Origin of the sequence: Pseudonocardia hydrocarbonoxydans (assembly GCF_006539565.1) — a bacterium.
GTDB classification, from domain to species: Bacteria; Actinomycetota; Actinomycetes; order Mycobacteriales; family Pseudonocardiaceae; genus Pseudonocardia; species Pseudonocardia hydrocarbonoxydans.
The window spans coordinates 18549-31196 of the sequence record NZ_BJNG01000003.1 but is presented as its reverse complement, the minus strand read 5'-3'; the positions used below and the strand labels follow the sequence as shown (position 1 = coordinate 31196).

At 75.7% G+C, this 12648-nt stretch carries 13 protein-coding genes; 6 read left to right on the top strand and 7 right to left on the bottom strand.

Annotated features, from left to right (window positions below; translation table 11 throughout):
• Positions 1 to 20: 20 nt before the first annotated feature.
• Positions 21 to 1496: an MFS transporter gene (locus PHY01_RS01445; RefSeq protein ID WP_246085617.1), complete on the top strand. Its 1476-nt coding sequence runs from the start codon at positions 21 to 23 to the stop codon at positions 1494 to 1496.
• A gap of 36 nt (positions 1497 to 1532) precedes the next feature.
• On the opposite strand, the gene PHY01_RS01440 is transcribed toward PHY01_RS01445, so the two are convergent.
• Entirely contained in the window at positions 1533 to 2372 is an 840-nt protein-coding gene (locus PHY01_RS01440; RefSeq protein WP_141276357.1) for an LLM class F420-dependent oxidoreductase, read from the bottom strand.
• Between the two features lie 71 nt (positions 2373 to 2443).
• Between PHY01_RS01440 and PHY01_RS01435 the strand changes: the two genes are divergently transcribed.
• Complete coding sequence (locus PHY01_RS01435) at positions 2444 to 3973, top strand: FAD-dependent oxidoreductase (protein WP_141276356.1); 1530 nt, start codon at positions 2444 to 2446, stop codon at positions 3971 to 3973.
• A gap of 10 nt (positions 3974 to 3983) precedes the next feature.
• Positions 3984 to 5561 carry a bifunctional 3'-5' exonuclease/DNA polymerase gene (locus PHY01_RS01430; protein WP_141276355.1) on the top strand — a complete coding sequence of 526 codons (1578 nt, stop codon included), beginning with the start codon at positions 3984 to 3986 and terminating at the stop codon, positions 5559 to 5561.
• Between the two features lie 6 nt (positions 5562 to 5567).
• Here the strand turns inward: PHY01_RS01430 and PHY01_RS01425 are convergent, their stop codons facing one another.
• Positions 5568 to 5987: a DUF6855 family protein gene (locus tag PHY01_RS01425; RefSeq protein ID WP_141276354.1), complete on the bottom strand. Its 420-nt coding sequence runs from the start codon at positions 5985 to 5987 to the stop codon at positions 5568 to 5570.
• A 61-nt stretch (positions 5988 to 6048) separates the two neighbouring features.
• Between PHY01_RS01425 and PHY01_RS01420 the strand changes: the two genes are divergently transcribed.
• Positions 6049 to 6735 (top strand): helix-turn-helix transcriptional regulator, encoded by a 687-nt coding sequence (locus PHY01_RS01420; RefSeq protein WP_170183594.1) that lies wholly within the window; start codon positions 6049 to 6051, stop codon positions 6733 to 6735.
• Here the strand turns inward: PHY01_RS01420 and PHY01_RS01415 are convergent.
• Positions 6726 to 7640, bottom strand: coding sequence for an SGNH/GDSL hydrolase family protein (locus PHY01_RS01415; protein WP_141276572.1), 915 nt, complete (start codon positions 7638 to 7640; stop codon positions 6726 to 6728). The two genes, PHY01_RS01420 and PHY01_RS01415, sit on opposite strands and share 10 nt — an antisense overlap.
• A gap of 133 nt (positions 7641 to 7773) precedes the next feature.
• On the opposite strand from PHY01_RS01415, the gene PHY01_RS01410 reads away from it, so the two are divergent.
• Positions 7774 to 8931, top strand: a complete 1158-nt coding sequence (locus PHY01_RS01410; protein WP_141276352.1) for a cobalamin-independent methionine synthase II family protein — start codon at positions 7774 to 7776, stop codon at positions 8929 to 8931.
• Between the two features lie 19 nt (positions 8932 to 8950).
• On the top strand, positions 8951 to 9409 hold the full coding sequence (locus tag PHY01_RS01405; protein ID WP_141276351.1) for a pyridoxamine 5'-phosphate oxidase family protein: 459 nt from the start codon (positions 8951 to 8953) through the stop codon (positions 9407 to 9409).
• 15 nt (positions 9410 to 9424) lie between these two features.
• Here the strand turns inward: PHY01_RS01405 and PHY01_RS01400 are convergent, their stop codons facing one another.
• From PHY01_RS01400 to PHY01_RS01385, 4 genes are read right to left on the bottom strand one after another with little or no spacing between them, the layout of a single operon-like run.
• Positions 9425 to 10003: a Fic/DOC family protein gene (locus PHY01_RS01400; protein WP_141276350.1), complete on the bottom strand. Its 579-nt coding sequence runs from the start codon at positions 10001 to 10003 to the stop codon at positions 9425 to 9427.
• Positions 10000 to 10323, bottom strand: a complete 324-nt coding sequence (locus PHY01_RS26935) for an antitoxin VbhA family protein (protein ID WP_141276349.1) — start codon at positions 10321 to 10323, stop codon at positions 10000 to 10002. Before PHY01_RS26935 ends, PHY01_RS01400 begins: the two co-directional genes overlap by 4 nt.
• 39 nt (positions 10324 to 10362) lie before the next feature.
• Positions 10363 to 11352, bottom strand: coding sequence for an acyl-CoA dehydrogenase family protein (locus PHY01_RS01390; RefSeq protein WP_141276348.1), 990 nt, complete (start codon positions 11350 to 11352; stop codon positions 10363 to 10365).
• Complete coding sequence (locus PHY01_RS01385) at positions 11352 to 12530, bottom strand: acyl-CoA dehydrogenase family protein (RefSeq protein ID WP_141276347.1); 1179 nt, start codon at positions 12528 to 12530, stop codon at positions 11352 to 11354. Before PHY01_RS01385 ends, PHY01_RS01390 begins: the two co-directional genes overlap by 1 nt.
• Positions 12531 to 12648: the final 118 nt, after the last annotated feature.

Genomic DNA, 12648 nt, shown 5'->3' with positions numbered 1-12648 from the left:
GCGGTCGTACGCTCGGTGGTGTGACGGAGACCGGCGAGCTGCGGATGGGCACCACGGCGGGCCGCTGGGTGCTGATCACCACGGTCCTGGGCTCCGGGCTGGTGATGATCGACGGCACGGTCGTCAACGTGGCCCTGCAGTCGATCGGCACCGAGTTCGACGCCGGGTTCACCGCGCTGCAGTGGACCGTCAACGCCTACACCCTCACCCTGGCCTCGCTGATCCTGCTCGGCGGGTCCCTGGGCGACCGCTACGGGCGACGGCGGGTGTTCCTGGTCGGGGTCGTCTGGTTCGCGCTGGCGTCGCTGCTGTGCGGGCTGGCGCCGAACGTGGAGACGCTGATCGCCGCGCGGGCGCTGCAGGGCGTCGGCGGGGCACTGCTGACGCCGGGCAGCCTGGCGCTGATCTCGGCGTCGTTCCACGGCCCGGACCGGGCCGCGGCGATCGGGGCGTGGTCGGGGCTGGGCGGGATCGCGGGGGCGGTCGGGCCGTTCCTGGGCGGCTGGCTCGTCGAGTGGACCTGGCGCGCGGTGTTCCTGATCAACCTGCCGCTGGCCGCGCTGATCGTGGTGGTGGCGTTGCGGCACGTCCCGGAGACGCGCGATCCGGACTCCGCGCCCGGCCTCGACGTCCCCGGCACGGTGCTGGCCGTGGTCGGGCTGGGGGCGCTGACCTACGCGCTGACCGGCCTCGGGGAGACCGGCCCGACACCGGCGCTGCTCGCCGGGCTCGTGGCGGGGCTGCTCGCCCTGGCCGCGTTCGTGGTCGTGGAACGGCGCTCCCGCCATCCACTGGTGCCGCCCGCGCTGTTCGCGAACCGGATCTTCAGCGCGGCCAACGCCGTCACGCTGCTGATCTACGGCGCGCTCGGGGCCGTGTTCATGCTGCTGGTGCTGCAGCTCCAGACGGTCTCCGGGTTCTCCCCGCTGGTCGCGGGCAGCGCGCTGCTGCCGGTCACCGCGGTCATGCTGGTGTTCTCGTCCCGGGCCGGTGCGCTGGCCGGGCGGATCGGGCCGCGGATCCCGCTCACCGTCGGACCGCTGGTGAGCGCCGTCGGGCTGCTGCTGATGCTGCGCATCGGCGCCGACGCCGACTGGGTGCTGCACGTCCTGCCCGCGGTGCTGGTGTTCGGCGCGGGGCTCGCGCTCACCGTCGCCCCGCTGACCGCCACCGTCCTGGACGCCGCGCCCGACCGCTACGCGGGCTCGGCGTCGGGGGTGAACAACGCGGTGGCCCGCGCGGCGGGCCTGCTGGCCGTCGCTGTGGTCCCGGGGCTGGCCGGGATCAGCGGGGCCGACTACACCGACCCCGCCGCGTTCTCCGCGGGCTTCCGCACGGCCGTCATGATCGGCGCCGGCCTGCTCGTCGTGGCGTCGGCGGTGGCGTACGCGCTGATCCGGCGCGAGCCGGAGACGGCCGGACCGGGCGAGCGCGTGCTGATCGAGGAGTGCACGCACTGCGGCGTGACCGCCCCGCAGGTGCACCCCGCCCGTTAGGTCACCCCAGGCCCGGTGTCACCCCAGGCCCCGATCTCACCCCAGGCCCAGGGCCTCCGCGAGCGCGCGCATCGGGGGCAGCGGGTCGGCGTAGCCCTCGGTGAGGACCTGGGCGCACACGTGGTCGGCCCCCGCGTCGAGGTGTTCGGCCAGCCGCGCGGCGACCGTGGCGGCATCGCCGTGGGCGACCAGGGCGTCGATGAGGGCGTCGCTGCCGCCGTCGGCGAGATCGGCCTCGGTCCAGCCCAGACGCAGCAGGTTGGAGGTGTAGTTGCGCAGGCCCAGGTAGGGCTTGTGGACGAACGGGCGACCGACCGCGCGGGCCCGCGCCGGGTCGGTGTCGATCACCACCTTGTGCTCGGGCGCGAGCAGCACGCCCTCCCCGAGGAGGTCGCGGGACTCGCGGGTGTGCCGGGGCGTGGTCAGGTACGGCAGGGCCCCGGCCGTCCGGTCGGCGGCGAGCCGCAGCATCCGCGGTCCCAGAGCGGCGATCGCCCGGCCCTCGACGGGCACCCCGTCGGCGTCGAGCGCGTCGAGGTAGGCGACGAGGGAGGCGTAGGGCCGGGTGTAGTCGCTGGTGGCCTCGGGGTGGCCGACCCCGACGCCGAGCAGGAAGCGGCCGGGGTGCTTCGCCTCGATGCGGTGGTAGGACGCGGCCACCTCGGCGGCGGGCGAGGACCAGATGTTGACGATGCTGGTCCCGACGGCGACGCGCTCGGTGGCGTCGAGCAGCGACTCCGCCAGCTCGAGGTCGGCCGGCGGGGACCCGCCGATCCACACCGCGCCGTAGCCCAGCGCCTCGATGTCGCGTGCCAGGTCGGGGGTGAGCCCGCCCGCGTGCCGCCAGATCCCGTACCTGCCGAGTTCGACCGTCATGATCACCGCAACCCCGGGGGCCGCCGCGGCATTCCGGGCGGGTGTCGGGGGTCGCGCATAGGGTCGGTGGTGTGAACGAACTGCTCTCCCGCGCCGCTCCCCTGCGCATGCGTCCCCGGGTGCTCGTGCCCGCCGACCCGCGCCGCCCCCACCAGGCACCGGAGGGCACCGAGGCCGTCGTGGTGGGCGGGGGGATCGCCGGCATCAGCGCCGCGGTGGTGCTCGCCGAGCGCGGTGTGGCCGTCACGCTGGTCGAGGCCGCGCCCACGCTGGGCGGGCGGCTCGGGGCCTGGCCGCACACCCTGCCCGACGGCACGGAGCAGGTCGTCGAGCACGGGTTCCACGCCTTCTTCCGGCACTACTACACCTGGCGCGCGGTGCTGCGCCGGATCGACCCGCAGCTGTCGTTCCTCCAGCCCGTCGGCGGCTACCCCGTGATCTCCCGCGAGTGGCCCGACGAGGACCTCACGTCGCTGCCCGGCTCGCCGCCGCTGAACCTGCTGGCGCTGTTCGCCCGCTCGCCCAGCCTCGGCCTGCGCGACCTGCTGGGGTCGAACCAGGGCCTGGCCGCCCAGCTGCTCGCCTACGACCGCGACCGCACCACCGCCCGCTTCGACCGGATGCCGGCCGCGGAGTTCCTCACCTCGCTGGGCATGTCCGACCGCGCGCAGGCGATGCTGTTCGAGGCGTTCGCCCGGTCGTTCTTCGCCGACCCGGGCGCGCTCTCGGCCGCCGAGCTGATCGCGATGTTCCACTACTACTTCCTCGGCAACCCCGAGGGCATCGCCTTCGACTCCCCCGACACCGACCACCTCACCTGCATCTGGGCCCCGTTCGCGGAGTACCTGCAGGCCCGCGGCGCGCAGGTGCTCGTGAACAGCCGCGTCAGCGCGATCGCGCCGGTCGACCGCCACCTGTGGCAGGTCGAGGTCGACGCCGCCCCGTCGCTACGCACCCGCCACCTCGTGCTGGCCACCGACCCGGGCGCGCTGCGCGCCATCGTCGCGGGGTCGCCCGACATGTCGGTCGCCGCGCCCAAGCTGGCCCGCAGGGCCGCGGCGATCGCGGTGGCACCGCCGTTCGCGGTCACCCGGCTGTGGCTCGACCGCGACGTCCGGCCCGAGCGCGCCACCTTCAACGCCGTGAGCCGCGAGGCCACGCTCGACTCCGTCACGATCTACTCCCGCCTGGAGCGGCCGTCGGCGGAGTGGGCGGCGCGCACCGGCGGGTCGGTCGTCGAGCTGCACTCCTACGCCTGCGACGCCCCCGACGCCGACACCGCCACCGCACGGATGCGGGCGGAGCTCGGCGCGCTGTGGCCGGAGACGGTCGCGGCGCAGGTCGTGCACCTGCAGCAGCGCATGGAGGCCACCGCCCCCACCTGGCCGCCCGGCGGCGCGGGCACCCGGCCCTGCGTCACCGGCGACGCGCGGGGCATCCGGATCGCGGGCGACCACGTCGACTCGCCGTTCCTCACGGGGCTGATGGAGCGGGCGTCGGTCACCGGGGTGCTCGCGGCCAACGACATCCTCGACGAGGTCGGCGCCGGTCCCGAGGAGATCCGCGGGATCCCGCAGCGGGGGCTGCTCGCCCGGCGGTGAGGATCCCGGGATGAGGATCGCCCTCGACCCCGGCCCCCGCGACGGGCCGGTCCGGATCCGGCGGCTCGCCGACGACGGCGCGCCGCTGGCCGGCGTCGAGGCGCTCCCGGACCTGGCCGCGGCGGCCGCGCTCGAGCGCGACCACGCCCCGCGCTGGGTGTTCGCCCGCGCCCGCACCTACCGCAGGCTGCTCGGCGCGGGGGTGCGCGTGGGGCGGGCGCACGACGTCGAGCTGGTGGAGGGGCTGCTGGTCGGCGCGGCCGGGCGCTCCGGTGAGCCGCACGGCCTCGCCGCCGCGGCGGCCCGGCTCGCCGGGCGGGTGCCCGGCCCCGACCCGGCGCCGGTCGACGACGGGCCGCCCGGCCTGTTCGACACCGGTCCCGCCCGCGACGAGCTGGCCGACCTCGTCGCGGTGCACGCCGCGCAGCTCCGCGCGCCGGCCGGTCCCGGGCTGCGGTTGCTGGCGGCCGCCGAGTCGGCGGGCGCCCTGGTCGCCGAGGAGATGACGGCCCACGGGCTGCCGTGGAGCGCGGCCCACCACGACGCCCTGCTCACCGACCTGCTGGGCCCGCGGCCGGTGCTCGGTGGCCGCCCGCCGCGCCTGGCCGCGCTGGCCGCCGAGATCGACACCGCGTTCGGGCGGCCGGTCAACCCCGACTCCCCCGCCGACCTGCTCCGCGCGTTCGCCCGCGCCGGCCACGAGCTGACCACGACCCGGGCGTGGGAGCTGCGCCGGGTGGCACACCCCGCCGTCCCCCCGCTGCTGGCCTACAAGGAGCTGGCCCGGCTGCACGCCGCGCACGGCTGGGCGTGGCTGCGGACCTGGGTCGTCGACGGGCGGTTCCACCCGGAGTACGTCGTCGGCGGGGTGGTGTCGGGCCGCTGGGCCACCCGCGGCGGCGGTGCGCTGCAGATCCCGAAGGCGGTGCGCGGTGCGGTGCGGGCCGACCCCGGGTGGCGCCTCGTCGTCGCCGACGCCGCGCAGCTCGAACCCCGCGTGCTGGCCGCGCTCTCCGGGGAGCACGCGCTCGCCCCCGGCACCGACGACCTCTACGCCGCACTGGCCGCCCGCGACTTCGGCGACGACCGCGCCACGGCGAAGCTGGCCCTGCTCTCCGCGATGTACGGCGCGGGTGCGGGGGCGGCGGGCGAGCTGCTGGTGGCGCTGCGGCGGCGATACCCCCGGGCGATGGCCTACGTCGACGACGCCGCCCGCGACGGAGAGGCGGGCCGGCTCGTCCGCTCGCACCTGGGGCGTACCTGCCCACCGGCCCGCCCCGGCGACGAGGAACCCGCCCGGGCCCGGGCCCGTGGCCGGTTCACCCGCAACTTCGTCGTGCAGGCCACGGCCGCCGAGTGGGCGCTGGTGCTGCTCGCCGAGCTGCGGCTGCTGCTCCTTCACGGGCCGGCCGAACTGGTGTTCTTCCAGCACGACGAGGTCGTGCTGCACTGCCCGCGGGAGCTGGCCCCGGCCGTCGTCGAGGCGGTCGCCGCGGCCGCCGACACCGCCCGGCGGCGGCTCTTCGGCGACACCCCCGTCCGCTTCCCGCTCACCGCGCGGGTCGTGGGCAGCTACGACGAGCGCTGAGCGCGATCAGAGCGCCCGCATCCGGTTGTTGCGGGCCCCGTGCTCGACCTCGGCCAACCCGAGCGCCTCGAGCACCGGGGGGAGGTAGCTGCCGAACCGGCCGCGCAGCCCCTTCTTGATCCCGTACCAGCCGCCGACCGGGTTGTCCGGCGCCCGGCCCCAGGACTCCACGGTGCCCTCGACGGCGGGCTTCTGCTCGTCGGCGTTGCCCAGGGGCATCCAGTCGCCGTGCGCGGCGAGCATGGCGTGCAGGTCCTCGATGCAGGCCAGGTGGTAGCGGAGCTGGGTGCGGCCGACCTGCACGACGAGCGCGGGCGGGTCCGCGTCGGGATCGCGGTAGGCCTCGAACGCGCTGGTGCCGGGCGGGGTGGTCAGCTTCCACGGGTCGGCCGGGGTGCCGGTGCCGTCGACGTCGTCAGGTGTCATGCGCGGACCCTGGCAGAGCGGACATGACATCTTCTGTCAGGTTCGCCCTATCGTCGTGCCCGTGCGGGCGGCCCGGGTCCTGGAGATGCTCACGGTGCTGCAGCACCGCGGCCACATGACCGCCGGGGAGCTCGCCGCCGTGCTGGAGGTGTCGCAGCGCACGGTCCTGCGCGACGTCGAGGCGCTGAGCGAGGCGGGGATCCCGGTGTACACCACCCGCGGGGCGGGCGGCGGCATCACGCTGCTCGACGGCTTCCGCGTGCAGCTGACCGGGCTGACCGACGAGGAGGCGATGTCGCTGTTCCTGATCGGGCAGCCGCGGCTGGCTCACCGCCTCGGGCTCGGGGCGGCCGCCCGCTCCGCCCGGCACAAGCTGCTGACGGCGCTCCCGCCGGCACCCGCGGCGCAGGTCGGGCAGCTCTCGACGTGGTTCCTGCACGACCCCGACCCCTGGGAGGGGCACCGCGTCCCGCACGGCGAGCTGCGCCGCCTGGCCGCCGCCGTCCGCGGTCACCGGCGGGTGGAGATCGCCCTCCCGCAACGGCCGGTCCGCACCGTCGACCCGCTGGGTCTGGTGCTCAAGGCCGGTTCGTGGCACCTGGTCGTCGCCGGCGCCGACGGGGTGCCCGACGCCCTGTGCGTGGACGACGTCCGCGGCATCCGCCTGACCCGCCACCGGTTCACCCCGCCGCCCGGCTTCGACCTGGCGACGGCATGGTCCCGGTGGTGCGCGGCCCGTCAGCCCTGATCGGCCGCGGCGAGCACGTCCTGGGCCATCGACAGCATGCCGAGCGCGTTGGGGTGCACCGGCGCCGCGGGGGAGGTCGGGACCAGCCCCTCGATCCACTTCGTGCCCGGCAGCGTGCAGACGTCGTGACCGATGAACCGGTCGTAGGTGTCGACGTAGGTCACCCCGGCCTCGTCCGCCTGCTCGGCGAGCATCGCGTTGAGCGCCTTCTCCGTGTCGCGCAGGTAGGCGACGTCGCCCGGGCTGAACGGGACGACGGGGAAGCAGCCCGGGCCCTCGTCGGGCAGGATCGCCGGGTAGCCGACGAGGTACACCTCGGCCTCCGGGGACCGGGCGGCGATCTCGGCCAGGGCGGCGGCGATCTTCGGGGCGGTGTCGTCGATCCGGGCGGCGAGCTCGTCGCTGCCGTCCCCGGCGGTGTAGAAGTCGCGGCAGGCCGCGCCGAGCGGGGCGCGCGGCGAGCGGGTGGCGCACTCGTTGATGATCGTGGCGAAGCCGATGTCGTTGCCGCCGATGCTCAGCGTGACGCCCGCGGTGTCCGGGCCCAGCGCGTCGAGCTGCGGGGGGTTGGTGCCCAGCTGCGTGGTCTGGGGGGCGAACAGGTCCTCGGTGGTGCCGCCGCTGCAGCTCACGTCGCGGAAGTCTGGGACCCGGCCGGTCTGCGCCACCAGCGACGGGTAGTTGCGGTTGGAGCGCAGGCAGCCGGCCGGCACGCCGGTCTGCAGCGGGATCAGCGGGCCCGCGGCGTAGGAGTCGCCGAGCGCCACGTAGGAGTCGAACAGCGGCTGCGTCGCGAACGGGCTCTCCGCGGGCGCGGCCCCCGCGGGCGTCGCCAGCAGGACCCCGAGCGCCAGGACCGTGGCCGGGACGAGGGACTTGGCGACCCGGACGGGGCTCAGACGCATCACGTCCGGTGGAACGATCACCGGCGGCCCGGGTTACTGCCGCGTCCCGGACGGCACCCGTCCGGAGCAGCGTTCGCCGCAGCGGAACGGGCCCCTGTCCGGCACGCGGCCGGGCTCCTAGCGTCCGTGGACCATGCGACGCAGCAGCGACCGGATCCTCACCACGCACGTCGGCAGCCTCGCCCGGCCCCGTGACCTGCTGGAGGTCATGCGGGAGAAGGAACACGGCCGCCCCTACGACGCCGACGGCTACACCGGGCGGGTCGCCGCGGCCGTCGCCGAGGTCGTCGACCGGCAGGTCGAGGCCGGCATCGACGTCGTCACCGACGGGGAGATGGGCAAGGTCAGCTTCCTGACCTACGTCAAGGACCGGCTCTCCGGCTTCGCCGCCGACTCCGGGGAGAAGCTGATGCCGCCGTCGTGGCAGGTGGAGATCGACGCGTTCCCCGAGTACTACGCCGGCTACCTGGGCAAGTACACCGAGCAGGTCTCACCGATGACGACGATGGTGTGCACCGGGCCGGTCACCTACGTCGGCCAGGAGCAGGTGGCGACCGACATCGCGAACCTGCGCGCGGCGCTGGAGGGGCACGACGTCACCGAGGCGTTCCTGCCCTCGACGAGCCCGAGCGGGTTCGGCCGCAACGAGCACTACCCCACCCACGGGGAGTACCTGGAGGCGGTGGCCGAGGCGCTGCGCGAGGAGTACCTGGCCATCGTCGACGCCGGGTTCCTGCTGCAGGTCGACGACCCCTGGCTGATCGAGTACCTCTCGGAGAACCCGGAGACCACGCCGGAACAGCGACGCCGCGACGCCGAGCAGCACGTGGAGATCCTGTCCCACGCCCTGCGCGGCATCCCGCGGGACCGGATCCGCCTGCACACCTGCTACGGCCTCAACCACGGCCCCCGGGTGCACGACATCGACCTGCGCGAGGTCGCCCCGCTGATGCTGCGGATCCCGGCGGGCGCCTACTCGTTCGAGGTGGCCAACCCGCGCCACCAGCACGAGTGGAAGATCTGGCGCGACATCCCGCTCGACGACGGCGTCGTGCTGATCCCGGGCCTGCTCGGGCACGCGACCAACTACGTCGAGCACCCGGAGCTGATCGCCGACCAGATCGAGCAGTACGCCGGCATCGTCGGGCGGGAGAACGTCATCGCCGGGGCCGACTGCGGCTTCTCCTCCCGCGCGAGCTTCTCCCCCGAGGTGCACCCGAGCGTGGTGTGGGAGAAGTTCCGGGCGCTGTCGGCCGGGGCGCGCCTGGCGTCGGAGCGGCTGTGGCCCTGACGGGCGGCATACTCCGGGCATGAAGGAACAGCGCCGGTCCCGGAAGATCGCGATGACGGCGGAGGAGGTCGACGCCTTCCTCGCCGAGCAGCGCACGGTGCGGGTGGCCACCAACGGCACCCACGGCCCGCACGCCACCCCGCTGTGGTTCGTCTGGCACGGCGGGGCGATGTGGCTGACGTCGCTGTCGCGCAGCCAGCGGTGGGCCGACCTGGCCGCCGACCCGCGGATCGCCGCCGTCGTCGACGCCGGGGAGGACTACGCGGAGCTGCGCGGTGTCGAGCTGCGCGGCCGGGTCGAGGTGGTCGGCGAGGTGCCGCGCACCGGCGAACCGGTACCCGAGCTGGAGGGTCCCGAGCAGGCCTTCGCCGACCGCTACACCGGCGGCACCATGTACCACGACGGCCGCCACGGGTGGCTCAAGCTGGTCCCGGAGAAGATCACCAGCTGGGACTTCCGCAAGGTCGGCTCCGCCTGACGGCATGATCGAGGGTCATGCCACGGCGACGACGCGGTGGAGGAGGACGCGCAGGCGGCCGCGGTCGCCGTCGAGATGGGCGGCCCGGGACGCCTCGATGTTCTCCACCGGGTCCATCCCGGCCCACCGCAGGCGGTGACCCGCGGCCCGGGCGAGCTGCCCGAGGAAGGCGCGCTGCGTGCGGCCGTTGCCCTCCCGGAACGGGTGCAGGGCGTTGATCCCGGCGAGCAGCCGGGCCAGGGCGTCGACGAAGGTGTCGCGGTCGAGGCCGCGGAGGTGGCCGTCGCGGGCGAGCTGGGCGAACAGCAGGTCGGCGCGGGCGCGCAGCTCGTCGGGTGGGCAGAACGGCACGCCCTTGCCGATCGCGACGGTGCGCAGCTCGCCGGCCCAGTCGTAGACGTCGCCGAAGAGGTGGCGGTGGACGGCCTGCAGATGGGCGAGGTCGTAGTGGCCGGGCAGCTCGGTGCACTCGAGGTCGACGAGCCGCGAACCGGTCAGCTCCGCCTCCGCGCGGGCCAGCTCGGCACGATCGGTGATCCCCAGCCGGTTGTGCAGGACGCCGGAGGCCAGGTCCAGGTAGGGGTCCCAGCTCACCGGCGGTAGCGCGCGAGGATCTGTTCCCGCATCTCGTCGGTGGTCATCGTGCCGGCGGCCACCGCGCCGAACATCCGGAGCCCCTCCGGACTCGGCTCCAGCCCCTCCAACCGGACCGACGCCAGCGCCTCGTCGACGGCCTCACGGCGCTCCGCCGCCTCGCGCAGGCACCGGTAGTGCGCCACCGACATGACGACGGCCTCGGGCCTGCGGTGCGCCCCCACGAAGACCGGCTCCGCGTCGGGCTCCTGCACGCGCTTCAGCGTGGCCGCCAACCCGGCGCGGAACTCGCGGAACGACAGCACCTGGGGCAGCAGCATGGCCGGAGCGTACCCGGATGCGTACGCATTTCCCACCGCTCAGGGGGAGCCGGTGACCATCGGCCACAACGCCTCCGGCCCGGCCGCGAGGACCGTGGCGCCCAGCTCGGCCTGCCAGTGCGCGTCGGAGCCGTCCTCGTCGCGCCACGCCCACAGCCGGGTCGTGAGCAGCCGCAGGTCGTGCTCGCGGGTGAACCCGATCGCCCCGTGCACCTGGTGGGCGATCCGGGCCACCTCGCCCGCCGCCTCGCCCGCCCGCGCCTTCGCCGCGGCCACCGCGAACGCGGCCGACGGCGCGCCGAACCCGTCGCGGTCGACGGTGGCCGCCGCCGCCGCGGCCGCCGCACCGGACGCGGCCACCTCCGAGGCGGCCAGCGCGAGCTGCTGCTGCACCGCCTGGAACCGCCCGATGGGGCGGCCGAACTGGACCCGCTCCCCCGCGTAGCGCACCGTCCGCTCCAGCGCGCCGCGGGCCGCCCCGGCCAGGAGCTGGGCGCGCCCGAGCGCCGCACGCAGCCGGAACTCCGCCCCGGTGCCGGGAACGGCGTCGGCCCGGGCCGAGGGGTCCGCGGTGACGCGGACGGTGTCGCGGGGCTCCTCGGCGAGGTTGGTGCCGCCGTCGACCTCCAGGCCGTCGGCGGGCAGGAGCAGCACCTCCGCCGGGGTCAGCACGACGATCCCGGCCGCGCCCCGCGCCCACGGGACCCTGGCCAGCGTCCCGTCCGACCCGAGGTCCGCGGCCACGGCCGTCAACGGGCCGCCGGGGACGGCGAGGCCGTGGGCGTGCAGCAGCCAGCCGGCCAGCAGGTCGGTCTCCACGAGCGGGACGCGCGCGGCGTGCTCCCCCGCGGCCTGCAGCACCTCCGCCGCGTCGGCGTACGCCGCCCCGCTGCCCCCCGCGCCCTCGGGCAGGGTCAGCCGGGCGAGCCCGGTCTCCTCCAACGCCGCCCACAGGGCGGTGTCCAGCTCTGTGCCCGCGGTGGCGGACTTCTCGAACACCGACTCCGCGAGCTCCCGGACCTCGGACATCAGCGCAACCCCATCCCGCGCGCGACGATGCCGCGCAGCACCTCGTTGGTCCCGCCCCGCAGCGTGAAGCCGGGGGCGTGCAGCACGGCGTCGGCGAGCAACCGCGCGAACCCGGGCTCGGCGCCCGGGTCGGGCGGCAGGTCCACCAGCGTGCGGGCCGCGTCGACGATCTCGTTCTCGAACCGCGTGCCCAGGTCCTTGACGACGGCGGCGGCCAGCTCGGGCGCCTCCCCGGACTCCAGGGACCCGGCCACGGCCAGCGACATCCGCCGCAGCGTCCACAGCCGTGCCACGATCCGCCCCACCTCGCGTTCGACGCCCGGCGTCGCCGCCAGCTCGCCGAGCATCGCGACGAGCAGCGGGAACGTCGAGAGGAACCGCTCCGGCCCGCTGCGCTCGAACGCCAGCTCGCCGGTGACCTGCGCCCACCCGGCTCCCAGCTCGCCCAGCACCTGCGCGTCGGGGACGAACACCCGCTCGAACACGACCTCGTTGAAGTGGTGCGCGCCGGTGAGCAGCGGGATCGGGCGGATCTGCACGCCGGGCGAGTCGAGGTCGACGATGAACTGCGACAGCCCCGCGTGCCGGTTGCCCTCGTCCTTCGGCGCCGACCGGGCGAGGGCGAAGAACGCGTGCGCGTGGTGCGCCCCGGAGGTCCAGACCTTCGTGCCGGTCAGCTCCCAGCCGCCGTCGACCTGCACCGCCCTCGTGCGGACGGCGGCCAGGTCGGAGCCGGCGTCGGGCTCGCTCATGCCGATGCCGAAGTAGCACTCCCCCGCCGCGATCCGCGGCAGGTAGCGCTGCCGCTGCTCCTCGGTGCCGAACCGCATGAGGGTGGGCCCGATCTGCCGGTCGGCCACCCAGTGCGCGGCCACCGGCGCGCCCGCGGCGAGCAGCTCCTCGGTGACGACGTAGCGGTCCAGCGCGCCGAGGCCGTGCCCGCCGTACTCGACCGGGATCGTCATGCCCAGCCAGCCGCGCCGCCCCAGCTCCCGGGTGAACCGCTCGTCCCAGCCCGACAGCCAGACGTCGGCGCGCGGCGTCCAGGCCCCCGCGGCCCGCTCCTCCGCCAGGAACGCCCGGACCTCGGCCCGCAGCGCGGCGGCGCGGGGCGGCAGCTCGGTGGGGGGCGGGACGAGTGCCGGCAGCCGGCGCAGAGTGGACGTCACACGCGCCATCCTGCGCCATCCGCCGCGCTCGCACACGCCGCGCGCGGGTCCGGCCCCGTGTGCGGGCCCCACCGCCGGTGTACGGGCCCGGGCACGGGGGCTGCGTCGCCGGGGCCCGGGTGGCAGC